Raw genomic sequence first — 25,834 nt, forward strand, 5'->3', positions numbered from 1 at the left:
GTGTGGCCAGAACCCGGACATCACCGGAAGAATATTATCGACCGCTGCGCCGTCTGCTGGTGGGCGGCCTGGTCGTTGTGCTGCTGGGCCTGTTCCTGCTGTGGCGGATCGACAGCCCGCGGGTGGAACGGTTCCGCACGGCGCTGGTCGATGCGGTGGTTCCCAATCTGGAATGGGCGCTGCTGCCGGTGACCAAGGCCACCGGCATGATCGAGGATTTCGAATCCTACACCCGGATCTATGAGCAGAATCAGGAACTGAAGCGCGAATTGCAGCAGATGAAGGCCTGGAAAGAGGCCGCGCTGCAACTGGAACAGCAGAACGCCCGCCTTCTGGACCTGAATCAGGTGCGGCTTGACCCGAAGCTGACCCATGTCACCGGGCAGGTGCTGGCCGACAGCGGCAGCCCGTTCCGGCAATCGGTGCTGCTGAACGTGGGCGCTCGCGACGGCATCCGCGACGGCTGGGCCTGTATGGACGGCATCGGTCTGGTGGGCCGCATTTCGGGCGTGGGCGCACGCACGGCGCGGGTAATTCTGGTGACGGATACCAACAGCAGGATTCCGGTCACGATCCAGCCCTCGGGGCAGAAGGCGCTGTTGTCGGGTGACAACGGCCCGCTGCCCCCGCTGGAATTCATCGAAAAGGCCGATGAGGTGCGACCGGGTGACCGGGTGGTAACTTCGGGCGATGGCGGCATGTTCCCGGCCGGGCTTCTGGTGGGGCAGGTGGTGCTGGGCACCGACCGGCGGCTGCGGGTTTCGCTGGCCGCCGATTATCAGCGGCTGGAATTTCTGCGCGTGCTGCGCAGCCACGATCTGGAACCGATCACCGATGCCGGCGGGCTGGTGGCGCCGCCCCTGCTGCCGTCTTCGCCCCTGCCCGAGGTGGATGCCGAAGGGGCTGCCGCCGCCCCGCCCGCTGCTGGCAGCGGCGCCGATGTGGATGCCGGCGGATCGGGCGATGCCGAAGGCGGCGATGCCGCCGCCCCGGCCGGAGCGGCAACCAATGGATAGGCTTCTGCGGGCAGATCCCTGGGGCTATCGGGCGCTGTTTCTGGCGCTGGCGCTGCTGTTGCTGTTCATCCGGCTCTTGCCGCTGGGCAATACCGCCGGCGCCTTGCCCGGGCCCGACCTCATGCTGTGCCTGACCTTCGCCTGGGTCATGCGCCGGCCGGATTACCTGCCGCTGGGCATGATCGTGGCCGTCACCCTGGCCGAAGACCTGATCCTGATGCGCCCGCCGGGGCTGTGGACGGCGCTGATGGTGCTGGCGACGGAATTCCTCCGCTCGCGCAATGCGCTGACGCGCGAGCTGAGCTTTGTGGTGGAATGGTTGCTGGCGGCCGGGCTGATGCTGGCAATGCTGCTGGCCTATCGCTTTGCCTTTGCCGCGTCTTTCCTGCCGCAACCGCCCTTTGGCCATGCGCTGGTGCAGATCCTGTGGTCGATCCTGGCCTATCCGCTGGTCGTCGGGCTGTCGCGGCTCAGCTTCGATCTGCGCAAGCCCGCCACCGGCGAAATCGACGATTACGGGAGGCGGCTGTGAGACGCACGCCCAAGGACAAGGAAGACATCGCCCGCAGCCTGACCCGGCGCACGCTGATGCTGGGCGGCGCGATGACGGCCATGGTGGCGGCGCTTGGCGTGCGGATGCGCTATCTTCAGGTCGATCAGGCTGACGAATTCCGCCTGCTGGCCGAAGAGAACCGCATCAGCATCCGCCTGATCCCGCCGACCCGCGGCCTGATCCAGGACCGGAACGGCAAGATCATCGCCGGCAACGAACAGAATTACCGCGTGGTGATCACCCGCGAACAGGCGGGCGATGTGGAACTGGTGATGCGGCGGCTGGCCGGCATCATTCCCATGACGCCGGAAGAGCTGGAAGAAACGGTGAACGATGTCGTTCGCCATTCCGCCTATGTGCCCGTAATCGTGCGCGACCGGCTGAGCTGGGACGATTTTTCCAAGATCGCGGTCAATGCCCCCGCCTTGCCCGGCGTTCTGCCCGAGGTGGGCCAGTCGCGCTTTTACCCTCGCGACGTGGATTTCGCCCATGTGGTGGGCTATGTCGGGCCGGTGTCCGAACGGGATCTGGCCGAACGCGAAGATCCCGATCCGGTGTTGCGGCTGCCCAAGTTCCAGATCGGCAAGATCGGCGTGGAACGCTGGATGGATGACACGCTGCGCGGCACCGCCGGCACCAAGAAGATCGAGGTCAACGCCGTTGGCCGCGTGATGCGCGAGCTTGAGCGCAATGAAGGCGACCCGGGCGCCGACATCCGCCTGACCATCGACGCCGACCTGCAGAACTTTACCCAGGCCCGGCTGGGCATCGAAAGCGCCGCCGTGGTGGTGATGGATGTGCAGAATGGCGATGTGGTGGCCTGCGTCTCGTCGCCATCGTTCGACCCGAACCTGTTTGTCCGCGGCATCAGCCATGTCGATTATCAGGCGCTGATGGAAAACGACCACCGGCCGCTGGCGAACAAGACCGTCTCGGGCGCCTATCCGCCGGGATCGACCTTCAAGATGGTCACCGCGCTGGCCGCGCTTGAGGCCGGGGTGATTGACGAGAACTATCGCGTGCGCTGCCCGGGCTATCTGGAGTTCGGCGGCCGCCGCTTCCACTGCTGGAGCAGGGGCGGACATGGCACGGTGTCGCTGACACGGTCCTTCGCGGAAAGCTGCGACGTTTACTATTACGACATCGCGCAGAAGGTGGGCATCGACAAGATCGCCGAAATGGGCCGCCGGCTGGGTCTGGGCGTCCGCCATGACATGCCGATGAGCGCGATCACCGAAGGCAACATGCCCGACAAGGCCTGGAAGCAGCAGCGCCACAAGGCCGAATGGCGGATCGGCGACACCATCAATGCCTCGATCGGGCAAGGTTATGTGCTGGCCTCGCCGCTGCAACTGGCGGTGATGACCGCCCGCATCGCCAGCGGTCGCGCCGTGGCGCCACGGCTGGTGCGGATGATCGACGGGCAAGAGATCCCCGTGCCCGAAGCCCCGTCGCTGGGCATCGCGGAATCGACGCTGGCCGCAATCCGCAGGGGCATGGACGAGGTGGTGAACGGCGAACGCGGCACCGCGAAATCGTCGCGCATCGTGGATGTGTCGATGGCGCTGGCCGGCAAGACCGGCACCAGCCAGGTGCGCAACATCACCGCGGCGGAACGGGCCCGCGGCGTGGTGTCGAACGACCAGTTGCCCTGGAACCGGCGCGACCATGCGCTGTTCGTGGGCTTTGCCCCGGCCGCGGCGCCGCGCTATGCGGTCTCGGTCGTGGTGGAACACGGCGGCGGCGGATCGGCGGCGGCGGCCCCCATCGGGCGCGACGTGATTCTTTACGCACTGTCCGGCGGCATCCCGCCGCTGGACGCCTATCCCGCCAGCCAGCGCGGCCGCATCGAAAGCATGTTGAAAGACCTGTCGTTGCGCGACCCCACCACCGGCGCCGCACCCAAGGCCGAAAAGGCATGAAGGGGCGGCCATGACCTTTTACGACAACCGGCTGAAACAGGTTCCGACCGGGCTGCGGAAGGTGCTTTACCTCAACTGGCAGCTTGTGGTGCTGATCGTGGCGGTGGCCTCGGTCGGCATCCTGATGCTCTACTCGATCGCCGGGGGCGATTTCGACATCTGGGCACGGCGTCAGGCGCAGGTTTTCGCAGCCGGTCTGGTGCTGATGTTCGCCGTGGCCTTCGTGCCGATCTGGTTCTGGCGCAGCATGGCTGTAGCGGCCTATCTGCTGGCCTTCGCGCTGCTGATCTTTGTCGAATTCAAGGGCAAGATCGGCATGGGCGCGCAGCGCTGGATCGACTTCGGCGTGATCCAGTTCCAGCCGTCCGAGATGATGAAGTTCACCCTGGTGATGGTGCTGGCGGCCTATTACGACTGGCTTGACAACAAGCGGGTGTCGCGGCCGCTCTGGGTGCTGATGCCGGTGTTGCTGACCGTGCTGCCAACCATTCTGGTGCTGATGCAGCCGAACCTTGGCACGTCGCTCATGCTGCTGCTGGGCGGGGCGACGGTGATGTTCGCGGCCGGCGTGTCGCTGTGGTATTTCGTGGCGGTGGCCTCGCTGGCGGGGGGCGCGATTGCCGGGGTGTTCCTGACCCGCGGCACGCCCTGGCAGTTCTTGCACGATTACCAGTATCGCCGGATCGACACCTTCCTTGACCCGACCGCCGATCCGCTGGGCGCGGGCTACAACATCATTCAGGCCAAGATCGCGCTGGGATCGGGCGGCTGGTCCGGCAAGGGGTTCATGCAGGGCACCCAGTCGCGGCTGAACTTCCTGCCCGAAAAGCACACCGACTTCATCTTCACCACGCTGGCCGAGGAATTCGGCTTCGTGGGCGCCTTCTCGCTGCTGGTGCTGTATGCGCTGATCATCGGCTTCTGCCTGGTCTCGGCGCTGCAGAACCGTGACCGCTTCTCGTCGCTGCTGATCATCGGCGTGGCGGCCAACTTCTTCTTCTATATCGCGGTGAACCTGTCGATGGTGATGGGCATGGCCCCGGTGGTGGGCGTGCCGCTGCCGCTGCTCAGCTATGGCGGGTCGGCGATGCTGGTGATCCTGGTCGGCTTCGGGCTGGTGCAAAGCGCCCATGTCCATCGCCCGCGTTAAGCGTGGCGCGGCGGGGGCGCCGCCCCCGCACCCCCGGGATGTTTAAGGACAGATGAAAAGGCAGGCGGGCGCCCTGCCCGCGCCTGCGCCCCCGCCTGCGGCGGTCAGGCCTTCTTCTTCTTGCCTTCCGCCGCTTCTTCCAGCGCGGCAATCCGGGCGGCCAGCGCGGTGTTTTCCTCGCGCGCCTTCTGCGCCATGGCGCGGACGGCATCGAATTCCTCGCGGGTGACGAAATCGCGGTCGGCCATCCAGCGGTCGACAAAGCCCTTCATCGCCGTTTCGGCCTCGGTCTTGGCGCCTTGGGCCACGCCCATGGCGTTGGTCATCAACTGGCTCATGTCATCAAGAAACTTGTTGCGGCTTTGCATGGCTTCAGGCTCCGGTTGGCGCGTTTGGCCTTATATGCGCGCTTGATCGGGTGTTCACAAGGCGGCGATCCGCCGCCGGTTGACATCGGCCCGCCCCACCCCGACAAGCGGGCGCGAAGGAGTGCCGCGATGATCCCCTTTCCCGACATCTCGCCCAATGTGTTCGAAATCCCGCTGGGCGGCATGACCTTTGCCCTGCGCTGGTATGCGCTGGCCTATATCTTCGGACTGCTGCTGGGCTGGTGGCTGGTCACCCGCGCGGTCCGCACGCCACGGCTGTGGCCGGGCGAGGCCCCGATGAGCGCGGAGCAGGTGGAACGCCTGCTGACCTGGGTGATCTTCGGGGTGATCCTGGGCGGGCGGCTGGGCTATGTGCTGTTCTACCAGCCCGGCGACTATCTGGCCGATCCGCTAGCCGCGCTGCGCATCTGGGAAGGCGGCATGTCCTTCCACGGCGGGTTCCTGGGGGTGGTGGTGGCCGGGTTGTGGTTCTGCCGGCGCGAAAAGATTCCGCTGCTGCCGACCGGCGACCTGATGGCCATGGTCGCGCCCATCGGCCTGTTCCTGGGGCGGCTGGCGAATTTCGTCAACGCCGAGCTGTGGGGACGGCCGACCGACCTGCCCTGGGGCGTGATGTTTCCCGGCGCGGCGGCGCAGGCCTGCGCCACGACGACGGTAGCCTGCGCCCGCCATCCCAGCCAGTTGTATGAGGCAGCGCTGGAAGGGCTGATCCTGGGCGCGCTGGTGCTGTGGCTGGCCTGGCGGCGCGGCGCGTTCCGCTGGCCGGGGCTGGTGATGGGCACCTTCCTGGCCGGTTATGGCATCGCGCGCTTTCTGGTCGAATTCGTCCGCCAGCCGGATGCGCAATTCGTCTCGCCCGGCAATCCGCTGGGCCTTGCCTGGCATGTCGGCGGCTGGGGGCTGACCATGGGCCAGATGCTGAGCCTGCCGATGATCGCCGTTGGCCTGTGGTTCCTGATCCGCGCCCGGCGATGACGCCGCTTGCCGCCCTGCTGATCGAACGCATCCGCGAAAGCGGGCCGATCAGCGTGGCCGACTATATGGCCGACTGTCTACTGCACCCCGCGCATGGCTATTACACCACCCGCGATCCGTTCGGCGCCGGCGGCGACTTCACCACCGCGCCGGAAATCAGCCAGATGTTCGGTGAGCTGTTCGGTCTGGCCCTGGCGCAAGCCTGGCTGGATCAGGGCGCGCCGTCCCCCTTCACGCTGGCCGAGCTGGGGCCCGGACGCGGCACGCTGATGGCCGATGTGCTGCGCGCCACCAGGGGCGTGCCGGGGTTCCATGCGGCGGCCCGGGTGGTGCTGGTCGAAGCCTCGCCCGTGCTGCGCGCCCGCCAGCGCGACCGGCTGGCCCCGCATCCGGTGACCTGGGCCGACAGCACCGACAGCCTGCCCGACCAGCCGCTGTTCCTGATCGCCAACGAATTCTTCGATGCGCTGCCGATCCGCCAGTTCCTGCGTGACGGCGTGGTCTGGCGCGAACGGCTGGTGGGGTTGGACAAGGGGCATCTGGCCTTCGGCCTGTCGGCCCCGCTGCCGCAGGTGCCCGACAGCCCCGCCTTCCGCGATGCCCCCGCCGGCGCGCTGGTCGAGGTCTGCCCGGCGGCAACCTTCGCGCTGGCCCCGGTGCGGGCGCGGATCGCCCGGTTCGGCGGGCTGGCCTATATCATCGACTATGGCGACTGGCGGTCGCGCGGCGACACGCTGCAAGCCCTGCGCGCCCATGCCTTTGACGACCCGCTGGCCCATCCGGGCGAGGCCGACCTGACCGCCCATGTCGATTTCGAGGCGCTGGCCCAGGGGGCCGGGGCCTGTGCCTATGACACGCAGGGGGCCGTGCTGGCCCGGCTGGGCATCGCCGCGCGAGCGGACCGGCTGGCGCAGGGGCTGGCCGGGCCTGCGCGGGAAACCCACCTTGCCGCGCTTCGACGCTTGACCCACCCGCAGGAAATGGGTTCGTTGTTCAAGGTGCTGGCACTCTGCCGCGCCGGTTCGCCACCGCCACCGGGATTTGACGCTGCCTGATGCCTGCCACTCTGGAACTCATCACCTCTGACGCCCTGCCCTTCCGGCACGGCTTCTTTACCCGCAAGGGCGGCGCATCCTCCGGCGTCTATGCCGGGCTGAACTGTGGCACCGGATCGGGCGATCAGGCCGAGATCGTGGCGATCAACCGCGCCCGCGTGGCCGAGGCGATGGGGGTGCCCCTGTCGGCGCTGGCGACCGTGCATCAGATCCACTCGGCCGATGTCGTCACCGTGACCGGCCCGCTGGCGCTGCGCCCCGAGGCGGATGCGCTGGTGACGGCAACACCGGGGCTGGCGCTGGCGGTGCTAACCGCCGATTGCCAGCCGGTGCTGTTCGCCGACGCGAAATCCGGCGTGATCGGTGCCGCCCATGCCGGCTGGCGCGGGGCGCGCGACGGCGTGCTTGAGGCGACCGTTGCCGCGATGGAATCGCTGGGCGCGCGGCGGGCCGACATTGCCGCGGTGATCGGCCCCACCATCAGCCAGGCCGCCTATGAGGTGGGGACCGAGTTTCTGGAAAACTTCCTGAGCGACGATCCCGAAAACGCCCGCTTCTTCGCCAATGGCGAAGGCGGGCGCTATCTGTTCGACCTGCCGTCCTACGGGCTGCACCGGCTGCGTTCGGCCGGGGTGGGCCATGCCGAATGGACGCGGCATTGCACCTATCGCGACCCGGATCGGTTCTACAGCTATCGCCGCACCACCCATGCGGCCGAGGCCGATTATGGGCGCCTTATCTCGGCCATACGGCTTTAGGCGTTCTTCGCCAGCCGCGCTTCCAGCACGTCGAAGGGAACGCCGGGTTCATCCTTGGCGCAGCGGATGACAAGGCTGGTCTTCACATTGGCCACATTGTCGGCCTTGAGCAGCTCTCCGGTCAGGAAGCTCTGGAAGGTGGACAGGTCGGGCGAGACGCATTTCAGGATGAAGTCGATCTCGCCGTTCAGCATGTGACATTCGCGAACCAGCGGCCAGGCGCGGCAGCGCGCCTCGAAGGCGGACAGATCGGCTTCGGCCTGGCTGTTCAGCCGGACCGAGGCGAAAACCGAAACCTCGAACCCCAGTTCGCGGGGGTCGATGTCGGCATGATAGCCGCGGATATAGCCCTGCTCCTCCAGCGTGCGCACACGGCGCAGACAGGGCGGGGCCGAGATGCCCACCCGGCTTGCCAGTTCCACATTCGTCATCCGACCGTCGACCTGCAGTTCCGCAAGAATCTTGCGGTCGATCTCGTCCAGCTTGTGGCCTGCCATGCCGTTCCCCTTTCTGGCGTCTGTCTAGGCGCTTGCCGGCAGGCGCGCAACATTGTTTCAAGGTCGCGCAAGAAAAAGACGGTGCCGTTTCGGGGCGCGACCCGCAAACGCAACACGCCGGGGCTTTCGGCGGGCGGGCGGGTTGAATATATCGGCCCTGACACACGGGGGCATTCCATGGGCGAGACACGTCACACCAAGGTTCTGATCATCGGTTCCGGCCCGGCGGGCTATACCGCGGCGGTCTATGCCAGCCGCGCCATGCTGAAGCCGGTGCTGATTCAGGGTATGCAGCCCGGCGGGCAGTTGACCATCACCACCGAGGTCGAGAACTGGCCCGGCGACAAGACGGTGCAGGGACCGGACCTGATGGTCCGCATGGAAGACCACGCCCGCGAGATGGGTGCCGAGATCATCACCGACCTGGTGACCCGGCTTGACCTGTCACAGCGGCCCTTCGTGGCGGAAACCGACAGCGGCACCCGCTGGACCGCCGATGCCGTGATCCTGGCCACCGGCGCGCAGGCGCGCTGGCTGGGCCTGCCAAGCGAGGAAAAGTTCAAGGGCTTCGGCGTTTCGGCCTGCGCCACCTGTGACGGGTTCTTCTATCGCGGCCGCGAGGTGGTGGTGATCGGGGGCGGCAATACCGCCGTGGAAGAGGCGCTGTTCCTGACCAACTTCGCGTCGAAAGTTACCATCGTGCACCGTCGCGACAGCTTCCGCGCGGAAAAGATCATGCAGGAACGGCTGTTCAAGAACCCCAAGATCGCCGTGGTCTGGGACAGCGAAGTGACCGAGGTGAAGGGCACCGAGGCACCGTTGGGCGTGACCGCCGTCACCGTCCGCAACGTGAAGACCGGCGCCACGCAGGATATTCCCTGCGACGGGTTCTTCGTCGCCATCGGCCACGCCCCGGCCAGCGAACTGGTCAAGGACCAGTTGGAACTGCACAACGGCGGCTATGTGAAGGTGGAACCCGGCACCACCCGCACCTCGATTCCCGGCGTGTTCGCGGCGGGCGACCTGACCGACCATGTCTACCGCCAGGCCGTCACCAGCGCCGGCATGGGCTGCATGGCCGCGCTGGACGCCGAGAAGTTTCTGGCGGGCCACTGACAATGCCCGGCGCCCCCGCACCCGATGCGGGGCCGCCGCTTCTGCCCTGGCAGGGCACGGTCTGGCGTGCGGTGTTTCGCGGTGCCAACCCGCTGCTGCCGGTCACCTCGCCCGAAGGGCGGTTCCACCATTCGGGCCAGACCGCGCTTTACACTTCCTGCACGCCCGAGGGCTGCATCGTTGCCATTCAGCGATACCTGAGCCCCGACGACCCTCCACGCGAGATTGTGCCGTTGCAGCTTGCGCCCTGCCTTGTGGCTGACCTGCGCGGGCGGGCAGCGGTCTCGGCCGTCTGGCAGGACATTCGCGCAGGCGGGGCGGCGGCCCCCACATGGGTCTGGTCTGATCAGGCCCGGGCGGCAGGGGCCGCCGGATTGCTTTATTCCTCGCGTTCGGCCCCGGCGCTGACGCATCTTGCGCTGTTCGATGCGGGTCTTCTGGCCCCGGCAGGCGCGGCCCTCCCCTTCCCCCTGCGCTGACCCGCCCCCGGCGGATGTGGCGTTTCTGCCGCGGCGGGGCGGCAATAATCTTCCCCTGCCCCCTCCCGCCGCAGCGGCCCCTTTCCCTTTTCCTCAGGATGTGAGATATGTTCATCGTTGAACATAGTTGCGTCTTGATGTCATCCACAGCCCGCCACACCCTGCCCGAGGAAGACCAGCTCTTCCGCCTGCTGCGCCAGCTTGACCGCGCGCCAGAGGCGTCGCAGCGGGCAACCGCGCAGGCGCTTGGCGTCAGCCTTGGCAGCCTGAACGCCCAGCTTCGCGCCGCGACCGAAGCCGGGCTGATCCATGTCACCGACCGCGACACCGCCACCGACCGCCGCCAACGCTTTGCCTATGCGCTGACCCCGAAGGGTGGCGCCATGAAGGCCCGGCTGGTTGACCGTTTTCTGGCAGGGAAACTTGCCGAATATCACGCCCTTCACGCCGAACTCACGGGTGAGGACGCAAGCCTCATCCCCACAAAACACAGGACCGATGTCATGCAGAACAACCTTGCCCCGATCCCCGAGCTTTATGTCTCATACGAATCGGCCCAGAAACTGAAGGTAGAGGCCGGAAACCTGCCGTCCTGGGATCTGACCGCGCGTCAGGTCTGCGATCTTGAACTCCTGATGAACGGCGGCTTCTACCCGCTCAAGGGCTTCATGACCGAGGCGGATTACGACGGTGTCGTCGAAAACATGCGCACCGCCGATGGCACGCTGTTCCCGATTCCGGTCACGCTGGACGTGAACGAGAAATTCGCCGAAGGCATCGAGCCGGGTCAGGACATTGCGCTGCGCGACGCCGAAGGCGTGATCCTTGCCATCCTGTCGGTCACCGACAAATGGGTTCCGAACAAGTCGAACGAAGCCGCCAAGGTGTTTGGTGCCGACGATCTGGCGCATCCGGCGGTGAACTACCTGCACAACACCGCGGGCGGCGTCTATCTGGGCGGCCCGGTCACCGGCATCCAGCAGCCCGTGCATTATGATTTCAAGGGCCGCCGCGACACCCCGAACGAGCTGCGCGCCTTCTTCCGCAAGATGGGCTGGCGCAAGGTCGTGGCGTTCCAGACCCGCAACCCGCTGCACCGCGCCCACCAGGAACTGACCTTCCGCGCCGCCAAGGAAGCGCAGGCGAACCTGCTGATCCACCCGGTCGTCGGCATGACCAAGCCGGGCGACGTGGACCACTTCACCCGCGTCCGCTGCTACGAGGCGGTGCTGGACAAGTATCCGGCGCAGACCACCCAGCTTTCGCTGCTGAATCTGGCCATGCGCATGGCCGGCCCGCGCGAGGCGGTCTGGCACGGCATCATCCGCAAGAACCACGGCTGCAGCCACATGATCGTGGGCCGCGACCACGCCGGTCCGGGCAAGAACTCGGCCGGGCAGGATTTCTATGATCCCTACGCCGCGCAGGAACTGTTCGCCAAGCACGCCGAGGAAATCGGCATCGAGATGGTCGACTTCAAGCACATGGTCTATGTGCAGGAAAAGGCGCAGTACTTCCCCGCGAACGAAGTGCCGGAAGGCGATACCGTGCTGGACATTTCCGGCACCGAACTGCGCCGTCGCCTGCGTGAAGGCCTGGACATTCCCGAATGGTTCAGCTTCCCCGAAGTGGTGACCGAACTGCGCCGCACCAGCCCGCCGCGCAGCAAGCAGGGCTTTACCGTGTTCTTCACCGGCCTGTCGGGTTCGGGCAAGTCCACCATCGCCAACGCGCTGATGGTCAAGCTGATGGAAATGGGCGGCCGCCCGGTCACGCTGCTGGACGGTGACGTGGTGCGCAAGCATCTGTCGTCGGAACTGGGGTTCAGCAAGGAACACCGCGACATCAACATCAAGCGCATCGGCTATGTCGCGTCCGAGATCACCAAGAACGGCGGCATCGCGATCTGCGCCCCGATCGCGCCCTACACGGCCACGCGCCGCGCCGTGCGCGAGATGATCGAAGCCTACGGCGCCTTCGTCGAAGTGCATGTCGCGACCAGCATCGAGGAATGCGAACGCCGCGACCGCAAGGGTCTCTACAAGCTGGCCCGCGAAGGCAAGATCAAGGAATTCACCGGCATCTCCGACCCGTATGAAGCGCCCACCGCCGCCGAACTGGTGGTCGATACGCAGGATGTGGACGTGGACCACTGCGCCCATCAGGTGATTCTCAAGCTGGAATCCATGGGTCTGATCCGCGCCTGATCCGGCCCCGCACAAAGACAAACGGGCGCCCTGCAGGGCGCCCGTATTCTTTTGCCCGGGTTTGGTCCGGTTATTCCGGCCGCATCATCCGGCGCAGGATGTCATCCTTCAGCAGATAGTGGTGCGCCAGCCCGATCAACGCATGCGCGCCCGCCAGAATGATCAGCACATTGGCGAACAGCGCGTGGCCATCGCCCACAGCCTCGATCCCGCCAAACCAGGCAAGACCGCCACCGATCGGCACCGCGACCATCAGCAGATAGAGAATACCGTGCAGCGCCGAAGCGGCCTTGCCGCGCGGCCCCGGTTCGGCCGGCGGGCCACCGCGGGTCAGCCGCAGCACGATGCGCAGCGCCGCCAGCACCAGCACGGTCACCCCGACCCAGACATGCAGCGGTGCGATGCCGACGGTGATCTCGTGTCCTTCCAGCTTCTGGTCAAGGGCGTCGCCCATGCCCTCACTGACGACATAGTTGAACACCACACCCAGCGCGACCAGCCAGTGCAGCGCGATCTGCGCGCCGTTGTATCCCTTGCGAACCGTCATCTTGCCCTCATCCGGTATGGCTACGCGCGCAGTCTAGACACGCGCCCGCACGGCAGGCAATGCGGCGTGACGGCAAGGTGTGAAACGGGGCTCAGTGCACGCTGACCGGGGCAAAATCATGCGCGCGGGCCAGATGAAAGGCCAGCGTGCGGTCGGCCACCAGCGCCAGCCGCTTGCCGTCGGAACTGTGAACCGCATAGATCACCTCGGCCCCGTCCGCCTGCGCCTGCAGATCTTCGGGCAGGTCGGCCACCAGAATGGGCCGGACATAGGCGATGCGGCCGTTATCGGCGGGAAACCCCGGAAATGGCGTATTCATGCGGCTCCTCCGTCCTTGCGACCGATCCGAATGGTCTGCACCACGGTTTCCGGCACCTGCCGCCGCAGATCGACATGCAGCAGACCGTGTTCCAGCGCGGCCCCGGCGACCTCAACCCCGTCGGCCAGCACGAAACTGCGCTGGAAGGCGCGGGCGGCGATGCCACGGTGCAGGAAGACGCGATCCTGCGCATCCTCGGCCTGACGGCCCCGAACCACCAGTTGCCGATCCTCGACCGTGATCGACAGGTCTTCCTCGCGGAACCCGGCAACGGCCAGCGTGATGCGATAGGCGTTCTCGGCGGTGGCTTCGATGTTATAGGGCGGGTAGCCTTCGCCCCCCGATTTGGCGGTGCGTTCGACCAGCCGTTCAAGCTGTTCGAAGCCCAGAAGGAAGGGATGCGTTCCCAGACCAAGTTTCGTCATTGCAGGACAGTCCTTCACGAAAGCGACGTCGGCAGGACCGGACCCCACACGCGGGCATCCCGTCCCCTGTGGGAAATATGGGGCGCAAGTGCCGCCCTCGCAAGACCGGCGACGCACAGGGGGGCCGAGAATAATCCTGTCGAAATCTGCTGCGAATCAGAGGTTTCGCTGTATCGTCGGGCATAATGAATAGAAGCAAGCCAAGGCTGCCATGAACGCCCCCTCCGAGATGAGCTTCGATGAGATGCTGCGCGTGAAGCTGGAAGTGCTTCGCCGTGAGCACCGAGATCTGGACGAGGCCGTCCACGCACTGGAAACCAACGGTCGCCCTGATCAGTTGACGCTGCGCCGGCTGAAAAAGCAGAAGCTGGCGCTGAAGGATGCGATCACCCGGATCGAAGACCAGTTGATCCCCGACATCATCGCCTGACCCGCGCCGCTGCCGCCGGGGCGGGGCCGCCTGCAAAGCGGCAGGCCCATAACATACATCTATAACATATAATTTATCCTTGCTTTTCCGCGGCTTGGGTGCGGCGTCCTGTCGCGGTATACGATGGTCTACAATTGATTCAGGTCAACGTGTCGCATCCGGCCGCGCGCAATTCTCGGGGCGTGGAAAACAAAAAAACTTGGGACAAGTGAAATGAAGACCCTCGTACTCGCCCTGCTCGCCAGCACTACCCTCGCCGTGCCAGCCTTCGCACAATCCGCGGGCGACATGACCCTCAGCTTCGGCATCGGTTATGTCGCCCCCAAGGACAACAACGGCACGCTCGCCTCTCTGCCGGCCACCGTTGGCAACAATGCCCGCCCGACCATCGCCTTCGAATACTTCTTCAAGGACAACATCGGCGTGGAAGTGCTGGGCGCCCTGCCCTTCAAGCACGACATCTATCTTGGTGGCAGCACCTTTGCCGGCACCACCAAGCACCTGCCGCCCACCGTGTCGATCAACTGGCACATCCCGACCGGCGGCAGCGTCACGCCCTTCGTCGGCGTCGGCATCAACTACACCACCTTCTTCTCGGAAGAATCACCGCTGGGCGATCTGAAGATCGACGATAGCTGGGGTCTGGCCGCCACGCTGGGCATGGATTTCGCCCTGAACGAGAAGGCCGCCCTGCGGATGGAAGTCCGCTACATCGACATCGACAGCGACGTGACGCTGAACGGCACTAACATCGGCAAGGTCAACATCGACCCGATCGTTGCCAACGTGGCCTATGTGATGAAGTTCTGATCCCCGCTCACGGGATGCAAGCTGAGCTGGGGCGGGCCCACCCGCCCCTTTTTCATTGTGCAGATTGCCGCCGTCAGTTGCCCCGGGGCGGCATCAATCCGGCCTCGCGCGCCAGACCCTGCATGTCGCGGCGGATTCCGGCGGCATCAATCGCCAGGCTCAGGTCATCCAGTTGCGCGAACTGGGCTTCGGTAAAGGCATCCATCGCCATCATGCGCTGCTCATAATCGCGCGGATAGCTGCCGCCGAACAGCGCCATGCCGTCGCGCAGCGCCTTGGCCGCCGCCGTCTGGTTCCGCAGGTCGAGAATCGTCGCCAGTCGCGGCGCAAAGGTGCCCGGAGAATTGTAGAAGAAATCGGCCAGACCGCCGCCTTCCTCCATCGTGCCGGCGAACAGGTCCAGCATCAGCAGCGCCCCCTGCACCGTGCCGCCGGACAGGAAGGCGGCATCGGCCTCTTCGACCGTCCACCACGACGGCGTGGTGCATTGCGCCCAGAGTTGCGCCTGCAGCCAGCCGAACCGCTCGTCCTCGGTCAGCCCGTTCAGCCGGTCGGCATAGGCTTTCGACAGCGCCGGGTCCGCCGCCACCAGCGCCTCGGCGGCGGCCAGCGCGCGGCCCCCGGCGGCAGGCCAACGCGCGTCGATCTCGGCCAGCCGGCTGGAAAGCGGTTCGATCGGCGCATAGCTGTCGCGGTCATAAACCTGCTCGGCCCGGTCTTCCGGCGTGTCGCCCCAGTCGGGGAACAGCCCCACCGCCTCGCGCAGAAGGGCGGCTTCCTGCGTCAGCCCGGCCCGGTCCATCGCATCCAGCAGGCGCGCGGCAATCAGCGATTCGGCCCCTTGCGTCAGGGTGAAGATCGCGCCGTCCGGGCTGGCCTCGACCTCGGCCAGCACCACCAGATAGGGCAGATCGCGCGCCGCAGGCGGCAGGGCGGCCGATCTCTCGGCCAGAAGGTCGCGCAGCTTCGGCGCCTCGGGGGCGACCTGAACCCGATCCTCCGCCTCGGACACCGCCTTCCAGTCAACGCTTTCGAACGCGGCCACCCGCAGGGCCTGGCCATCCTGTTGCAGCAGGTGGCCCACCGGCACCGGCCCGGCCACCGCGCCCCGGGCGCAAAGCGGATGGTCGGCCCGCGCCATGCCGGCCGCCGCCGCCGCAAACATCACCACAAGAACCGCCGCCTTGACCCGCATACCGCCACTTCCCCCATCGACCGGCCAAACCTAACGCATGGATCGGCAGGCGAAAGGCCCTTCCCGGCTTGCCCCGCGCGGCCCTTCCGTATATGCGCGCCGCATCAGCATCAGGGGGCCGGGCATGAGCGTTTCCGTGGGCATCATCATGGGGTCGCAATCCGATTGGGCCACCATGAAGGAAGCCGCCCTGATCCTGGATGAGCTGGGCATCACCTATGAAGCCCGGATCGTTTCAGCCCACCGCACGCCAGACCGGCTTTGGGACTATGGCAAGACCGCCGTGTCGCGCGGGCTGAAGGTCATCATCGCGGGCGCGGGCGGTGCGGCGCATCTACCCGGCATGATGGCCTCCAAGACCCGCGTGCCGGTGATCGGCGTGCCGGTGCAGACCAAGGCGCTGTCGGGCGTCGATTCGCTTTATTCCATCGTGCAGATGCCCAAGGGCTATCCGGTGGCCACCATGGCCATCGGGGCGGCCGGCGCGGCCAATGCCGGGCTGATGGCGGCCGGAATCCTGGCCATCTCGGACCCGGCCCTTGCCGAACGGCTGGACGCCTGGCGCGCCGCCCTCTCGGCCAGCATCCCCGAGGAGCCGAAGGATGACTGAACCGCTGCCGCAAGGCGCCACCATCGGTATTCTCGGCGGCGGCCAGTTGGGCCGGATGCTTTCGGTCGCCGCCAGCCGCCTGGGCTATCGCTGCCACATCTTCGAACCGGGCGCCGCACCGGCGGGCGACGTGGCCTTTCGCGTGACGACCGCGCCCTATTCGGACACGGCCGCGCTGCGGGCCTTTGCCGAAACCGTGGATGTCATCACCTACGAATTCGAGAACGTCCCCACCTCGGCGCTGGACCTGCTGGAATCCCTGCGCCCCATCCGCCCCAACCGCCGGGCGCTGGCGGTCAGCCAGGACCGGATTTCCGAGAAAACCTTTCTAGGCGATCTTGGCCTGCAAACCGCCCCCTGGGCCGCCGTGAACTCGGAATCCGACCTGCGCGCCGCCGTGGCCCGGCTGGGCCTGCCCGCCATCCTGAAAACCACCCGGCTGGGTTATGACGGCAAGGGCCAGGTCAAACTTGAGTCCGAGACCGACATTCCCGCCGCCTGGGCCGCCATGGACAATGCCGCCTGCGTGCTGGAAGGCTTCGTCGCCTTTGACCGCGAAGTGTCCGTCATCGCCGCCCGCAGCCCCGACGGCAGCGTCGCCGCCTATGACCCCGGCGAGAACATCCACCGCGACGGCATCCTGCGCACCACCACCGTGCCCGCCCGGCTGACCGCCGGCCAGCGCAGCGATGCCGTGCTGCTGGCGGCCCGCATCCTGAACGCGCTGGATTACATCGGCGTCATGGGGGTTGAGCTGTTCGTCACCCGCGCCGGGCTTCTGGTGAACGAGATCGCTCCCCGCGTCCACAACTCTGGCCACTGGACGCAACAAGGCTGCAGCGTGGACCAGTTCGAACAGCACATCCGCGCCGTCGCCGGCCTGCCTCTGGGCGACGGCAACCGCTACGCCGATGTGGTGATGGAGAACCTGATCGGCGACGACGTGCTGCGCGTGCCCGCGCTGCTGAAGGAACGGGACACGGCGGTCCACCTTTATGGCAAGGGCGCCCCCCGCCCCGGCCGCAAGATGGGCCACGTCAACCGCATCACCCGGGGCTGAAAGAAGCGCGGGCCGGGTTAACCGCAGCGCCAGCCGCCCCGACAGCCCAGGGTCGCCCCTCAGCCCCGGTCGAACCGACCGTGGCGCAGGAAGTGTACCGTCTGGCGGATCACCACCGGGTTCACCATCATCCAGGTGTGGCTGACGCCCAGCACCAGATGGTCGGCCATTCCGTCAAGCCGGGTGCTGGCGACCGTCACCTTGCCGTCATCCGGCCCCGGCAGGATCTGCGAAAACCACGGGCTGACCGATTTGGTCCCGGCGATGATTCCCACCGGGTAATCCGGCGGCGGCAGGCGGTTCGGCCAACTGTCCGGCCCGGTGCCCAGATCCAGCCCCGCCGGGCCGTTGAACAGCCTGAACACCCGCCAGTCGCCGAACGTGTCCACCAGTTCCGACCCGTGGTTCGGCGGCGCCAGCATCACCACCCGGCCCAGCCCCTGCGGCCGTCCGCGCGCCAGCCAGTCGCGCACCAGGATGCCGCCCATCGAATGGGTCACGAAATGCGTGACGCCCAGATAGGGCACCGCCCAGGCCTCGGCCACGCTTTTCACCAGCTCTTCCGGCCCCGCCTTGGTGGACGGATAGGCGGCGCTTGCCACGTCATAGCCCGCCGCCTGCAAGGCCAGCCCCATCCCCGCCAGCGACCGCTGCGTCCGCGCCAGCCCATGCACCAGGATCACCCGGCCTTTCGGGGCGCGGGGCTCACCTTCCTCTTCCGAGGTCAGGTCGCGCAGCAGATCAAGCGTGGGGCGCATCATGGCAGGATCATCCCCGCCCGGGGCGGCGATGCAAGGTCTGTCCGGCCTGACCCCGGGGCTGACCCCACGTCACGCCTCGGGCGATCCGGTATCGGCCTGCCCGGCCACCTGTCCCTGCCGCGCCAGCCGGGCCAGTTGTTCATAGCGGGCCCGGAACGAATCCAGCGTCTTCTCGTCAAGCTCTTCCAGATCCAGCAGCGCGTTATGCGCCCCGTTGGTGGCGCGGATCAGTTCGTCCAGCTTCAACTGGATCGCCGCCGTGTCATGGTCCTGGCTGGACTGGATCAGGAACACCATCAGAAAGGTGACCACATTGGTCACCGTATTCGCCACCAGTTGCCAACTGTCGGAATAGTTGAAGATCGGCCCCGAGACCGTCCAGCCCACAACGAAGGCCACCGCCATGGCCACCGTCACTGGCCGCCCGCACCACCGCGCCACCCGCCGCGCCATTGCCGCATAACTCGCCATCGCACGCTCCTTCTGTCTGTGCCGGGCGCCCATGCTGCGCCCATGCGCGGCACTGGACAAGGGCCGCCTTGCCCGGCAAGCCTGTGGCATGAGCCAGAACCCACATATTGCCGGTGCCGTCGCATGAGCCGCGCCTTTGTCAACGAAGATGCCGGGAAAGACCGCCCCGATCTGCCCGACCTGCCGCTGTCGGCGCATCCGAACTTCGTCACGCCGCGCGGTCTGGCCGATCTTCGCGCGCGTCTGGCCGCGCGGCAGGGCGAACTGGCGGCGCTCCGCGCCCGCGCCGAACGGCTGGACAAGCTGCCCGAAGCCGCGGCCGAGCGCGACATCCGCTGGCTTGAGGCGCGCATCGCCAGCGCGATCCCGGTCGATCCTGCCCGCCATGACCTGACCGAAGTCGCCTTCGGCCTGCGCGTCACCGTCGCCGATGAGGACGGTCGCGAGACCACCTATGAAATCGTGGGCGAGGATGAATCCGACGCCACCCGCGGCCGCATCGCACCCCATTCGCCCCTGGCCCGCGCCCTGATGGGTGCCCGCGTCGGGGATGAGGTCACCTGGCCCCGCCCCGCCGGCGCGCTTTCGCTGGAGATCCTGAGCATTGCCCATGCCGACGATCCGACCGCTTGACGCCGCCACCGACACCGATCTGGTCCGTGCCTTCTATACCGCGGCGCCGGATTACTGGCTGCTGGCCGAAGGCGCCTGCGATCCGCAGGTCAAGGCCGTCGAATTCTTCACCGACGGCCCGCCCGGCATTGACCCAGCCACCGGCAACCGGCTGGGCCTGTTCCTGAACGGGCGCCTCTCGGGCCTGCTGGAGCTGTCCTATGGCTTTCCCCAGCCGCAGGACGCCTATATCGGGCTGATGGTCCTTGGCCCCTGGGCGCAAGGATCGGGCCATGGCCGCGCCCTGCTGGTCCGTGCCGAAACGCTGGCCCGCGCCAAGGGCGCGCCGCAGCTTTATCTTGGCGTGCTGGACGCCAACCCCCGCGGCCGCGCCTTCTGGGAACGCGAAGGCTTCGCCCCCACCGGCATCCGCCGCTTCGACGAAGCGGATGGTCAATGGATCGAACGGCTGGTCAAGCCGCTCTGACCACCCTCCGGCACAGGGGGCCAAAGCAAAAGGGCGGCCCGAAGGCCGCCCTTTCCTGTCTTCTCCGAAGATCCGGATCAGAAGTCCATGCCGCCCATGCCGCCGCCCGGCATCGCCGGAGCCGCAGCCTTGTCAGCCGGCTTGTCGGCGATCATGGCTTCGGTGGTGATCAGCAGCGAGGCCACCGAAGCGGCGTTTTCCAGCGCCGTGCGGGTCACCTTGGCCGGGTCGATCACGCCGAAGGCGAACAGGTCGCCGTATTCCTCGGTCTGGGCGTTGAAGCCGAACGAGAGGCTGGTCGATTCGCGGATCTTGCCGGCCACAACGGCGCCGTCGACGCCCGAGTTTTCGGCGATCTGGCGCAGCGGGGCTTCCAGCGCGCGACGGACGATGGCGATGCCCACGTCCTGATCCGAGTTGGCGCCCTTCAGGCCTTCCAGCGACTTGGTGGCCTGAACCAGAGCCACGCCGCCGCCGACCACGACACCTTCCTGCACCGCAGCGCGGGTCGCGTTCAGCGCGTCGTCCACACGGTCCTTGCGCTCTTTCACTTCGACTTCGGTCATGCCGCCAACGCGGATGACGGCAACGCCGCCGGCCAGCTTGGCCACACGCTCTTGCAGCTTCTCGCGGTCGTAGTCCGAGGTGGTTTCCTCGATCTGCGCACGGATCTGGGCAACACGGGCTTCGATCTCGGCCTTGTCACCGGCGCCATCAACGATGGTGGTGTTGTCCTTGTTGATCTGCACCTTCTTGGCGCGGCCCAGCATGTCGATGCCGACATTTTCCAGCTTCATGCCCAGATCATCGCTGATGACCTGACCGCCGGTCAGGATGGCGATGTCCTGCAGCATGGCCTTGCGGCGGTCGCCGAAGCCCGGAGCCTTGACGGCGGCGATCTTCAGACCGCCCCGCAGCTTGTTGACGACCAGCGTGGCCAGGGCCTCGCCTTCAACGTCTTCCGCCACGATGATCAGCGGACGCTGCGACTGGATCACGGCTTCCAGCAGCGGAACCATCGGCTGCAGCGACGAGAGCTTCTTCTCGTGCAGCAGGATGTAGGCGTCTTCCAGCTCGGCAATCATCTTGTCGGCGTTGGTGACGAAGTAGGGCGACAGGTAGCCGCGGTCGAACTGCATACCTTCGACGACCTCGACTTCGGTCTCAAGGCCCTTGTTTTCCTCGACGGTGATCACACCCTCGTTGCCGACCTTCTGCATCGCATCCGCGATGAAACGGCCGATCTGGGCTTCACCGTTGGCCGAGATGGTGCCGACCTGGGCAACTTCGTCGCTGTCCTTGACGGGGCGCGACGCAGCCTTGATCGCTTCGACGACCTTGGCGGTGGCCAGGTCGATGCCGCGCTTCAGGTCCATCGGGTTCAGGCCCGCGGCAACCGACTTCAGGCCTTCCTTGATGATGGCCTGCGCCAGAACGGTGGCGGTGGTGGTGCCGTCGCCGGCTTCGTCATTGGTGCGCGAGGCAACTTCCTTGACGAGCTGGGCGCCCATGTTCTCGAACTTGTCGGCCAGTTCGATTTCCTTCGCGACGGTCACACCGTCCTTGGTGATGCGGGGCGCACCGAACGACTTGTCGATCACGACATTGCGGCCCTTCGGGCCGAGGGTCACCTTGACCGCGTCGGCCAGGGTGTTGACGCCACGCAGCAGACGATCGCGGGCATCGGCGGTGAATTTCACGTCCTTGGCAGCCATTGCTGTTGCTCCTTGGAATGGGTTGCGGTTGGGAAAAGCGTCCTCAGGCAATGATGCCGAGGATGTCGCTTTCCTTCATGATGAGAAGCTCTTCGCCATTCAGCGTGACTTCGGTGCCCGACCATTTGCCGAACAGGATGCGGTCGCCAGCCTTGACCGACGGGGCGATCAGCTCGCCCGAATCCTTGCGGGCGCCTTCGCCCACGGCGACGATTTCACCTTCGGCGGGCTTTTCCTTGGCGGTATCGGGGATGATCAGACCACCCTTGGTCTTTTCTTCCGACTGGACGCGGCGGACCAGCACGCGGTCATGCAGCGGTTTGAAGGCCATCTGGTAACACTCCCTTGGGTTCCAGGTTGTAAAGGATCAGCACTCACGCCGGGCGAGTGCTAACGAGGCCGAGATAGGCGCTGCCCTGCCACCTGTCAACACCCGCCCGGACCAAATTCGCCGCACAGCTTTCGCTTGGCCTTCGCCCGCCCAGATGCCACCATGCAGCCCCAGACCCCTGCCGGACCGGAGCCAGATGCGTTTCCTGATTGCCCTTTTTGCAAGCCTCCTGCTGCACCTGGCCCCCGCTGCGGCCACCGCGTGCTATGGCTTGAACCTGCTGGATCTGATGCCCGCCGCAGACCGCGCCCGGATCGAGGCGGCGGCCGCGGCCGTGCCCTATTCCGAAGGCAATCTCTGGACGGCCACAAAGGGCAAGGCCAGCCTGACCATCATCGGCACCTACCACCTTGATGATCCGCGCCATGACGCGGTGATGCAGCGAATCACGCCGCTGCTGGCTGCGGCCAGGATGCTGCTGGTCGAAGGCGGCCCGGAAGAGGAAAAGCGGCTGAAGGACCGCATGGCCAGCGATCCCGGTGTCCTGATGATCACCGAAGGCCCGTCGCTGCTGGAAATGCTGCCGCCCGAAACCTGGGCGCGGCTGAAACAGGCGCTGGCCGACCGCGGGATTCCCGGCATCATGGCCGCCAAGTTCCAGCCCTGGTATGTGACCGTCCTGCTGTCGGTGCCACCCTGCGCCATGGCCGACCTGAGCCAGCCCAAGGGTCTGGACGGGCTGCTGATCGACGCCGCCACCGCCGCGGGCAAGCCGATCCGGGCGTTGGAACCCTATGACACGGTCTTTGCCATCTTCGATGCCTTCGCCCAGCAGGACCAGGTGGCGATGATCGACCAGTCGCTGGCGCTGGAACCTGTCAGCGCCGATTTCTCGGTGACGCTGGCCGATGCCTACTACGACGGCAAAAGCCAGTTGATCTGGGAACTGATGCGCGAAACCTCGTACAACATGCCCGGCTATACCCGCGAACAGGTGGATGCCGAGATGAAGGCGATGGAAGAGGTGCTGGTCAGCCGCCGCAACCGCGCCTGGATTCCAGTGATCGACGCGGCGGCGGCCGAGGGTGGCCCCCTGGTGGTGGCCTTCGGTGCGCTGCACCTGCCGGGGCCGGAGGGGGTGCTGAACCTGCTGGCGCAGGACGGCTGGACGATCACCCCGCTGGCCGGCCCCTGATCGCCCCGCCCCGTCCGGTTGCGCGGCAAGCGCGCCCCCGGCTACAAACAGACCGAGCAGACAACAAAGCTGGAAAATCCATGCGCACAGTCATTACCACCCTCTTGGCCGCGGTTGCGCTGCAAGCGGCCCTGACCGCCACCCCCGCCAGGGCGGAACCCCGCGGCTATTACGAAGTTGTGGGCGTCGAAGACGACGACATGCTGAAAATGCGCGTCGGCCCCGGCGTCGGCTACAAGATCGTGGTCGGCCTGCCGAATGGCACCGTTCTGCTGGTGCAGGGCTGTGAACGGTCGGGCAACACAAGCTGGTGCAAGGTCGCGCTGAAACAGGCGCGCGGCCTCAAGGGCTATGTCTCAAGCGCCTATCTGCGGAAGATGTGAAGAAGACAAAGGCCAGACCGCGCGAATGCGGACTGGCCTTTGCGGAAAGACGGTGCCCGGGGCCGGGCGTCAGGTGGCGTTCAGGTCCGCAACCAGGGCATCAATGTCGCCCTTGCGCTTGTCCAGCATGGCGCCGATCTCGGCGCGTTCGCTGGCCAGCATGTTGACGCCTTCGATGATGATGTTGAAGAACAGGTTCTTCCCCGACTTGTCGCCGACATGCCAGCGCACCTCGAACGGGCTTTCGCCCTTGAGGTAGGCCGTCGAGATCACCTCGTAATAGCTTTTCAGCGGCTTGGCGTCGTTCACCTCGATCCGGCCCCCGATGAACTCGCGGAAGCGGCGGCCGTATTTGCGGCTGATATAACGCTGGAACGCCTTGGTGAAGGCCGCCATCTGCGCGCTTGACGCCGACCGCGCCGCAGCGCCCAGCGCCGAACGGGCAATCGTCGGCACGTCGGCATAGCGCGCGAACAGCTTTTCGAACGACCCCAGCATCTGCGCCTCGGACTGACCCGAGCCGATGACGCCGTTGATGTCGGCCACCACCTTGTCGATCAGCGCCCGCGCCTGATCAACGTTCAGCGCGGCGGCGGGCAGCGCGCCAAAGGCGGCGGCGGCGGCAAAGCCGGCGCCGACAAAGGCACGGCGGGACAGAAACGTGTTACTGGCCATTGGAGTCCTCGTAAGGGTCGATGAACGCATCGCCGCCCTCATCCCCGGCTGCATCGCCCCCACCAAGGGCAAACCGTCGGTTCTGCAGGTACAGCAGCCGCGCCTGAACATAGCTGTCAGCGCTCTCATATAGGATCGAGTCGATGGTGCCGGAATACCTGGCGCGATCATTTAGCCGTGACAGCACCGCCACGCCCATCGCCGCCGTGCGGTCATCGCCTTCGAACAGGCCGTTCAGCGGGTTCATCGCCAGATCCACCACCGTTCCCACCGCATCGCGTGCGGTTGACGGCCCGGCCAGCGGCAGTTCCACATAAGGCCCTTCGCCCACGCCCCAGACCGCCAGCGTCTCGCCGAAATCGGTCTTGTATTCGGGCATCCCGGCGGCGCTGGCGAAATCCAGAAGCCCGCCCAGACCCAGCGTCAGGTTGGCGGCCAGCCGCAGCGTGTTGGTCGCCGCCCGGTCGATCCGGCCCTGCAACAGCCCGTTGGCAATGTCGCCCGGCAGTTCCAGCACATCGGCCACGTTCGAAACGCCCTGCCGCAGCGGTTCGGGCACCACGGCGGCATAGGCCTTGGACGCGGGCCGCACCACGGCGCGATCCAGCCCCTTGTTCACCCCGTGCACCGCGCGGTTCATCGGCTCCAGCGGGTCATTCACGCCCTGGCTGGCGGGCGCGGCGGCACAGCCCGCCAAAAGCGCACCGGCCACCACAAGCGGCAACACTCGGATCAAGGGAATCTTCACAGTCATCGCGCCAATTTCATGCAAGGTGCCGCGCCAGCCCCGGCCGCGGCCACCTGACAGCCATAAGGTTTGGGCCGGGGCAAGACAACGGGATTCGCGCGCACCGGCCCCGCACCGGCTGCATTTGGCGCGGCAAGGACACAGACAGGGCAAGGGCGTGACCGGATGACCACAAACCCCACCGTTTGCGCGCTGACCGCCGCCCGCCGCCCGCTGCGCCCGGCCCTGGCTGCGGCGCTGGGGTTTTCGGCCGTGGTCAACCTTTTGATGCTGACACCCGCGCTCTACATGCTTCAGGTCTATGACCGGGTGCTGGTGTCGCGCTCGGTGCCCACGCTGCTGGCGCTGTCGCTGATCGCCGCCTGCCTTTTCATCGCCCTTGGCCTGCTGGACCACGCCCGCGCCCGCATCCTGGCGCGGATCGGCACCCGCCTGCAGGTCGGCCTGCAGGACCGCGTGTTCGCCGCCGCGCTGCGCCGGGGGGCCGTTGCGCCGCGCGCGCCGGCCGCGACCGAGGACGATCTTGATGCCTATGTCCGGCCCTGGGCCACCCCGCTGGCCCCCGCCCTGGCCGATCTGCCATGGGCGCCTGTCTTCCTGCTGGCCCTGTTCGCCTTCCACCCGGCGATGGGGGCGCTGGCGCTGGCCGGGGGCGTAGCGCTGGCCGCCTGCGCCCTGGCCAGCCAGCACAGCACGGCCACGGCGCAGGCGCGCGCCATAACCGCCGCCCAGGCCGCCGCCACGCTGGCCGCCCGGCTGCGTGAAGGGTCAGGCGGCCCCGCTCCCGCCGCCCGCTGGCGGTCCTTGCGCCTGACCGCGCTGGAACAGGCCGCCCGCGCCGCCGATGCCGCCGGCGGCTGGGCGGCGGCCAGCCGCGCCGTGCGGCTGGCGCTGCAATCGGCCATGCTGGGGCTTGGCGCCTGGCTTGTGCTGCGCAACAGCC

The 25,834-nt window shown here is 66.7% G+C and carries 31 protein-coding genes; 19 read left to right on the forward strand and 12 right to left on the reverse strand.

Going from position 1 to position 25,834, the window contains the following annotated elements; translation table 11 throughout:
- The first annotated feature begins 2 nt into the window (after nucleotides 1–2).
- The 4 genes from mreC to rodA are packed head-to-tail and all read left to right on the forward strand — an operon-like array spanning nucleotide 3 to nucleotide 4,641.
- Nucleotides 3–1,016, forward strand: a complete 1,014-nt coding sequence (gene mreC / locus C5F44_RS12955; protein ID WP_107673959.1) for a rod shape-determining protein MreC — start codon at nucleotides 3–5, stop codon at nucleotides 1,014–1,016.
- Nucleotides 1,009–1,548, forward strand: a complete 540-nt coding sequence (locus tag C5F44_RS12960) for a rod shape-determining protein MreD (protein WP_107673960.1) — start codon at nucleotides 1,009–1,011, stop codon at nucleotides 1,546–1,548. Before mreC ends, C5F44_RS12960 begins: the two co-directional genes overlap by 8 nt.
- Nucleotides 1,545–3,491 (forward strand): penicillin-binding protein 2, encoded by a 1,947-nt coding sequence (mrdA, locus tag C5F44_RS12965; protein ID WP_107673961.1) that lies wholly within the window; start codon nucleotides 1,545–1,547, stop codon nucleotides 3,489–3,491. The genes C5F44_RS12960 and mrdA overlap by 4 nt, the downstream gene beginning before the upstream one ends.
- Nucleotides 3,492–3,501: 10 nt before the next feature.
- Nucleotides 3,502–4,641, forward strand: a complete 1,140-nt coding sequence (gene rodA / locus C5F44_RS12970; protein ID WP_107673962.1) for a rod shape-determining protein RodA — start codon at nucleotides 3,502–3,504, stop codon at nucleotides 4,639–4,641.
- A 104-nt stretch (nucleotides 4,642–4,745) separates the two neighbouring features.
- On the opposite strand, the gene C5F44_RS12975 is transcribed toward rodA, so the two are convergent.
- Nucleotides 4,746–5,009 (reverse strand): accessory factor UbiK family protein, encoded by a 264-nt coding sequence (locus tag C5F44_RS12975; RefSeq protein WP_107673963.1) that lies wholly within the window; start codon nucleotides 5,007–5,009, stop codon nucleotides 4,746–4,748.
- A 129-nt stretch (nucleotides 5,010–5,138) separates the two neighbouring features.
- Between C5F44_RS12975 and lgt the strand changes: the two genes are divergently transcribed.
- From lgt to pgeF, 3 genes are read left to right on the forward strand one after another with little or no spacing between them, the layout of a single operon-like run.
- A complete protein-coding gene (gene lgt / locus C5F44_RS12980; protein ID WP_107673964.1) occupies nucleotides 5,139–6,005 on the forward strand; it encodes a prolipoprotein diacylglyceryl transferase in 867 nt (288 codons plus the stop codon).
- Nucleotides 6,002–7,060 carry a class I SAM-dependent methyltransferase gene (locus C5F44_RS12985; RefSeq protein WP_107673965.1) on the forward strand — a complete coding sequence of 353 codons (1,059 nt, stop codon included), beginning with the start codon at nucleotides 6,002–6,004 and terminating at the stop codon, nucleotides 7,058–7,060. Before lgt ends, C5F44_RS12985 begins: the two co-directional genes overlap by 4 nt.
- On the forward strand, nucleotides 7,060–7,818 hold the full coding sequence (pgeF, locus tag C5F44_RS12990; RefSeq protein ID WP_107673966.1) for a peptidoglycan editing factor PgeF: 759 nt from the start codon (nucleotides 7,060–7,062) through the stop codon (nucleotides 7,816–7,818). Before C5F44_RS12985 ends, pgeF begins: the two co-directional genes overlap by 1 nt.
- On the opposite strand, the gene C5F44_RS12995 is transcribed toward pgeF, so the two are convergent.
- On the reverse strand, nucleotides 7,815–8,315 hold the full coding sequence (locus C5F44_RS12995; RefSeq protein WP_107673967.1) for an Lrp/AsnC family transcriptional regulator: 501 nt from the start codon (nucleotides 8,313–8,315) through the stop codon (nucleotides 7,815–7,817). The two genes, pgeF and C5F44_RS12995, sit on opposite strands and share 4 nt — an antisense overlap.
- A gap of 177 nt (nucleotides 8,316–8,492) precedes the next feature.
- Between C5F44_RS12995 and trxB the strand changes: the two genes are divergently transcribed.
- The 3 genes from trxB to C5F44_RS13010 all read left to right on the forward strand — a co-directional run bounded on the left by trxB (nucleotide 8,493) and on the right by C5F44_RS13010 (nucleotide 12,117).
- Entirely contained in the window at nucleotides 8,493–9,431 is a 939-nt protein-coding gene (gene trxB / locus C5F44_RS13000) for a thioredoxin-disulfide reductase (RefSeq protein ID WP_107673968.1), read from the forward strand.
- A 2-nt stretch (nucleotides 9,432–9,433) separates the two neighbouring features.
- Nucleotides 9,434–9,910 carry an RES family NAD+ phosphorylase gene (locus C5F44_RS13005; protein WP_181318262.1) on the forward strand — a complete coding sequence of 159 codons (477 nt, stop codon included), beginning with the start codon at nucleotides 9,434–9,436 and terminating at the stop codon, nucleotides 9,908–9,910.
- Nucleotides 9,911–10,047: 137 nt separating this feature from the next.
- Nucleotides 10,048–12,117: a bifunctional sulfate adenylyltransferase/adenylylsulfate kinase gene (locus C5F44_RS13010; protein WP_107673993.1), complete on the forward strand. Its 2,070-nt coding sequence runs from the start codon at nucleotides 10,048–10,050 to the stop codon at nucleotides 12,115–12,117.
- Between the two features lie 70 nt (nucleotides 12,118–12,187).
- Here C5F44_RS13010 and C5F44_RS13015 read toward each other — a convergent pair whose 3' ends face one another.
- The 3 genes from C5F44_RS13015 to C5F44_RS13025 all read right to left on the reverse strand — a co-directional run bounded on the left by C5F44_RS13015 (nucleotide 12,188) and on the right by C5F44_RS13025 (nucleotide 13,408).
- Nucleotides 12,188–12,664, reverse strand: a complete 477-nt coding sequence (locus C5F44_RS13015) for a cytochrome b (protein ID WP_107673969.1) — start codon at nucleotides 12,662–12,664, stop codon at nucleotides 12,188–12,190.
- A gap of 91 nt (nucleotides 12,665–12,755) precedes the next feature.
- Nucleotides 12,756–12,983 (reverse strand): DUF1150 family protein, encoded by a 228-nt coding sequence (locus C5F44_RS13020; RefSeq protein WP_107673970.1) that lies wholly within the window; start codon nucleotides 12,981–12,983, stop codon nucleotides 12,756–12,758.
- Nucleotides 12,980–13,408, reverse strand: coding sequence for an Hsp20 family protein (locus tag C5F44_RS13025; RefSeq protein ID WP_107673971.1), 429 nt, complete (start codon nucleotides 13,406–13,408; stop codon nucleotides 12,980–12,982). Before C5F44_RS13025 ends, C5F44_RS13020 begins: the two co-directional genes overlap by 4 nt.
- Nucleotides 13,409–13,619: 211 nt before the next feature.
- Here C5F44_RS13025 and C5F44_RS13030 point away from each other — a divergent pair, with 211 nt between their 5' ends.
- Together C5F44_RS13030 and C5F44_RS13035 are read left to right on the forward strand one after the other, a co-directional pair.
- Nucleotides 13,620–13,838: a YdcH family protein gene (locus C5F44_RS13030; RefSeq protein ID WP_107673972.1), complete on the forward strand. Its 219-nt coding sequence runs from the start codon at nucleotides 13,620–13,622 to the stop codon at nucleotides 13,836–13,838.
- 213 nt (nucleotides 13,839–14,051) lie between these two features.
- Nucleotides 14,052–14,648, forward strand: a complete 597-nt coding sequence (locus C5F44_RS13035; protein WP_107673973.1) for an OmpW/AlkL family protein — start codon at nucleotides 14,052–14,054, stop codon at nucleotides 14,646–14,648.
- Between the two features lie 73 nt (nucleotides 14,649–14,721).
- On the opposite strand, the gene C5F44_RS13040 is transcribed toward C5F44_RS13035, so the two are convergent.
- On the reverse strand, nucleotides 14,722–15,843 hold the full coding sequence (locus C5F44_RS13040; RefSeq protein ID WP_107673974.1) for a DMP19 family protein: 1,122 nt from the start codon (nucleotides 15,841–15,843) through the stop codon (nucleotides 14,722–14,724).
- A 124-nt stretch (nucleotides 15,844–15,967) separates the two neighbouring features.
- On the opposite strand from C5F44_RS13040, the gene purE reads away from it, so the two are divergent.
- Both purE and C5F44_RS13050 read left to right on the forward strand, forming a co-directional pair.
- On the forward strand, nucleotides 15,968–16,453 hold the full coding sequence (gene purE / locus C5F44_RS13045; protein WP_107673994.1) for a 5-(carboxyamino)imidazole ribonucleotide mutase: 486 nt from the start codon (nucleotides 15,968–15,970) through the stop codon (nucleotides 16,451–16,453).
- The gene (locus C5F44_RS13050; RefSeq protein WP_107673975.1) at nucleotides 16,446–17,513 is read left to right on the forward strand and encodes a 5-(carboxyamino)imidazole ribonucleotide synthase; all 1,068 of its coding nucleotides are present in this window, start codon (nucleotides 16,446–16,448) and stop codon (nucleotides 17,511–17,513) included. Before purE ends, C5F44_RS13050 begins: the two co-directional genes overlap by 8 nt.
- Nucleotides 17,514–17,572: 59 nt before the next feature.
- Here C5F44_RS13050 and C5F44_RS13055 read toward each other — a convergent pair whose 3' ends face one another.
- Nucleotides 17,573–18,274 carry an alpha/beta hydrolase gene (locus tag C5F44_RS13055; RefSeq protein WP_107673976.1) on the reverse strand — a complete coding sequence of 234 codons (702 nt, stop codon included), beginning with the start codon at nucleotides 18,272–18,274 and terminating at the stop codon, nucleotides 17,573–17,575.
- Nucleotides 18,275–18,343: 69 nt separating this feature from the next.
- The gene (locus C5F44_RS13060) at nucleotides 18,344–18,745 is read right to left on the reverse strand and encodes a low affinity iron permease family protein (RefSeq protein ID WP_107673995.1); all 402 of its coding nucleotides are present in this window, start codon (nucleotides 18,743–18,745) and stop codon (nucleotides 18,344–18,346) included.
- Between the two features lie 123 nt (nucleotides 18,746–18,868).
- Between C5F44_RS13060 and C5F44_RS13065 the strand changes: the two genes are divergently transcribed.
- Entirely contained in the window at nucleotides 18,869–19,378 is a 510-nt protein-coding gene (locus tag C5F44_RS13065; RefSeq protein ID WP_107673977.1) for a GreA/GreB family elongation factor, read from the forward strand.
- Nucleotides 19,356–19,844 carry a GNAT family N-acetyltransferase gene (locus C5F44_RS13070; RefSeq protein ID WP_107673978.1) on the forward strand — a complete coding sequence of 163 codons (489 nt, stop codon included), beginning with the start codon at nucleotides 19,356–19,358 and terminating at the stop codon, nucleotides 19,842–19,844. The genes C5F44_RS13065 and C5F44_RS13070 overlap by 23 nt, the downstream gene beginning before the upstream one ends.
- A gap of 77 nt (nucleotides 19,845–19,921) precedes the next feature.
- Here C5F44_RS13070 and groL read toward each other — a convergent pair whose 3' ends face one another.
- Nucleotides 19,922–21,559: a chaperonin GroEL gene (gene groL / locus C5F44_RS13075; RefSeq protein ID WP_107673979.1), complete on the reverse strand. Its 1,638-nt coding sequence runs from the start codon at nucleotides 21,557–21,559 to the stop codon at nucleotides 19,922–19,924.
- Between the two features lie 43 nt (nucleotides 21,560–21,602).
- Nucleotides 21,603–21,890 (reverse strand): co-chaperone GroES, encoded by a 288-nt coding sequence (gene groES, locus C5F44_RS13080; RefSeq protein WP_107673980.1) that lies wholly within the window; start codon nucleotides 21,888–21,890, stop codon nucleotides 21,603–21,605.
- A 196-nt stretch (nucleotides 21,891–22,086) separates the two neighbouring features.
- Here groES and C5F44_RS13085 point away from each other — a divergent pair, with 196 nt between their 5' ends.
- Together C5F44_RS13085 and C5F44_RS13090 are read left to right on the forward strand one after the other, a co-directional pair.
- Nucleotides 22,087–23,085 carry a TraB/GumN family protein gene (locus C5F44_RS13085; RefSeq protein ID WP_107673981.1) on the forward strand — a complete coding sequence of 333 codons (999 nt, stop codon included), beginning with the start codon at nucleotides 22,087–22,089 and terminating at the stop codon, nucleotides 23,083–23,085.
- 80 nt (nucleotides 23,086–23,165) lie between these two features.
- A complete protein-coding gene (locus tag C5F44_RS13090; RefSeq protein WP_107673982.1) occupies nucleotides 23,166–23,468 on the forward strand; it encodes an SH3 domain-containing protein in 303 nt (100 codons plus the stop codon).
- A gap of 69 nt (nucleotides 23,469–23,537) precedes the next feature.
- Here the strand turns inward: C5F44_RS13090 and C5F44_RS13095 are convergent, their stop codons facing one another.
- On the reverse strand, nucleotides 23,538–24,143 hold the full coding sequence (locus tag C5F44_RS13095; protein WP_107673983.1) for an MlaC/ttg2D family ABC transporter substrate-binding protein: 606 nt from the start codon (nucleotides 24,141–24,143) through the stop codon (nucleotides 23,538–23,540).
- Nucleotides 24,133–24,897: an MlaA family lipoprotein gene (locus C5F44_RS13100; RefSeq protein WP_107673984.1), complete on the reverse strand. Its 765-nt coding sequence runs from the start codon at nucleotides 24,895–24,897 to the stop codon at nucleotides 24,133–24,135. The genes C5F44_RS13095 and C5F44_RS13100 overlap by 11 nt, the downstream gene beginning before the upstream one ends.
- Nucleotides 24,898–25,056: 159 nt before the next feature.
- Between C5F44_RS13100 and C5F44_RS13105 the strand changes: the two genes are divergently transcribed.
- Nucleotides 25,057–25,834: type I secretion system permease/ATPase (locus tag C5F44_RS13105; protein WP_478210334.1), on the forward strand; the 778-nt coding region annotated here is incomplete at its 3' end.

The sequence above is a fragment of the Fuscovulum blasticum DSM 2131 genome, assembly GCF_003034965.1.
GTDB lineage: Bacteria > Pseudomonadota > Alphaproteobacteria > Rhodobacterales > Rhodobacteraceae > Pseudogemmobacter > Pseudogemmobacter blasticus.

What these genes read in the sequence shown, in the direction of transcription:
- trxB (WP_107673968.1), top strand. Translation starts at nt 8,493, where the DNA reads ATGGGCGAGACACGTCACACCAAGGTTCTGATCATCGGTTCCGGCCCG.
- C5F44_RS13050 (WP_107673975.1), top strand. Translation starts at nt 16,446, where the DNA reads ATGACTGAACCGCTGCCGCAAGGCGCCACCATCGGTATTCTCGGCGGC.
- C5F44_RS13040 (WP_107673974.1), bottom strand. Translation starts at nt 15,843, where the DNA reads ATGCGGGTCAAGGCGGCGGTTCTTGTGGTGATGTTTGCGGCGGCGGCG.
- C5F44_RS13010 (WP_107673993.1), top strand. Translation starts at nt 10,048, where the DNA reads ATGTCATCCACAGCCCGCCACACCCTGCCCGAGGAAGACCAGCTCTTC.
- C5F44_RS12960 (WP_107673960.1), top strand. Translation starts at nt 1,009, where the DNA reads ATGGATAGGCTTCTGCGGGCAGATCCCTGGGGCTATCGGGCGCTGTTT.
- C5F44_RS13005 (WP_181318262.1), top strand. Translation starts at nt 9,434, where the DNA reads ATGCCCGGCGCCCCCGCACCCGATGCGGGGCCGCCGCTTCTGCCCTGG.
- C5F44_RS13070 (WP_107673978.1), top strand. Translation starts at nt 19,356, where the DNA reads ATGCCGACGATCCGACCGCTTGACGCCGCCACCGACACCGATCTGGTC.
- C5F44_RS13060 (WP_107673995.1), bottom strand. Translation starts at nt 18,745, where the DNA reads ATGGCGAGTTATGCGGCAATGGCGCGGCGGGTGGCGCGGTGGTGCGGG.
- C5F44_RS13090 (WP_107673982.1), top strand. Translation starts at nt 23,166, where the DNA reads ATGCGCACAGTCATTACCACCCTCTTGGCCGCGGTTGCGCTGCAAGCG.
- C5F44_RS13095 (WP_107673983.1), bottom strand. Translation starts at nt 24,143, where the DNA reads ATGGCCAGTAACACGTTTCTGTCCCGCCGTGCCTTTGTCGGCGCCGGC.
- C5F44_RS13085 (WP_107673981.1), top strand. Translation starts at nt 22,087, where the DNA reads ATGCGTTTCCTGATTGCCCTTTTTGCAAGCCTCCTGCTGCACCTGGCC.
- C5F44_RS12995 (WP_107673967.1), bottom strand. Translation starts at nt 8,315, where the DNA reads ATGGCAGGCCACAAGCTGGACGAGATCGACCGCAAGATTCTTGCGGAA.
- C5F44_RS12985 (WP_107673965.1), top strand. Translation starts at nt 6,002, where the DNA reads ATGACGCCGCTTGCCGCCCTGCTGATCGAACGCATCCGCGAAAGCGGG.
- rodA (WP_107673962.1), top strand. Translation starts at nt 3,502, where the DNA reads ATGACCTTTTACGACAACCGGCTGAAACAGGTTCCGACCGGGCTGCGG.
- C5F44_RS13015 (WP_107673969.1), bottom strand. Translation starts at nt 12,664, where the DNA reads ATGACGGTTCGCAAGGGATACAACGGCGCGCAGATCGCGCTGCACTGG.
- C5F44_RS13030 (WP_107673972.1), top strand. Translation starts at nt 13,620, where the DNA reads ATGAACGCCCCCTCCGAGATGAGCTTCGATGAGATGCTGCGCGTGAAG.
- C5F44_RS13035 (WP_107673973.1), top strand. Translation starts at nt 14,052, where the DNA reads ATGAAGACCCTCGTACTCGCCCTGCTCGCCAGCACTACCCTCGCCGTG.
- C5F44_RS13025 (WP_107673971.1), bottom strand. Translation starts at nt 13,408, where the DNA reads ATGACGAAACTTGGTCTGGGAACGCATCCCTTCCTTCTGGGCTTCGAA.
- groL (WP_107673979.1), bottom strand. Translation starts at nt 21,559, where the DNA reads ATGGCTGCCAAGGACGTGAAATTCACCGCCGATGCCCGCGATCGTCTG.
- C5F44_RS13055 (WP_107673976.1), bottom strand. Translation starts at nt 18,274, where the DNA reads ATGATGCGCCCCACGCTTGATCTGCTGCGCGACCTGACCTCGGAAGAG.
- C5F44_RS13020 (WP_107673970.1), bottom strand. Translation starts at nt 12,983, where the DNA reads ATGAATACGCCATTTCCGGGGTTTCCCGCCGATAACGGCCGCATCGCC.
- C5F44_RS12975 (WP_107673963.1), bottom strand. Translation starts at nt 5,009, where the DNA reads ATGCAAAGCCGCAACAAGTTTCTTGATGACATGAGCCAGTTGATGACC.
- pgeF (WP_107673966.1), top strand. Translation starts at nt 7,060, where the DNA reads ATGCCTGCCACTCTGGAACTCATCACCTCTGACGCCCTGCCCTTCCGG.
- groES (WP_107673980.1), bottom strand. Translation starts at nt 21,890, where the DNA reads ATGGCCTTCAAACCGCTGCATGACCGCGTGCTGGTCCGCCGCGTCCAG.
- C5F44_RS13100 (WP_107673984.1), bottom strand. Translation starts at nt 24,897, where the DNA reads ATGACTGTGAAGATTCCCTTGATCCGAGTGTTGCCGCTTGTGGTGGCC.
- C5F44_RS13065 (WP_107673977.1), top strand. Translation starts at nt 18,869, where the DNA reads ATGAGCCGCGCCTTTGTCAACGAAGATGCCGGGAAAGACCGCCCCGAT.
- lgt (WP_107673964.1), top strand. Translation starts at nt 5,139, where the DNA reads ATGATCCCCTTTCCCGACATCTCGCCCAATGTGTTCGAAATCCCGCTG.
- purE (WP_107673994.1), top strand. Translation starts at nt 15,968, where the DNA reads ATGAGCGTTTCCGTGGGCATCATCATGGGGTCGCAATCCGATTGGGCC.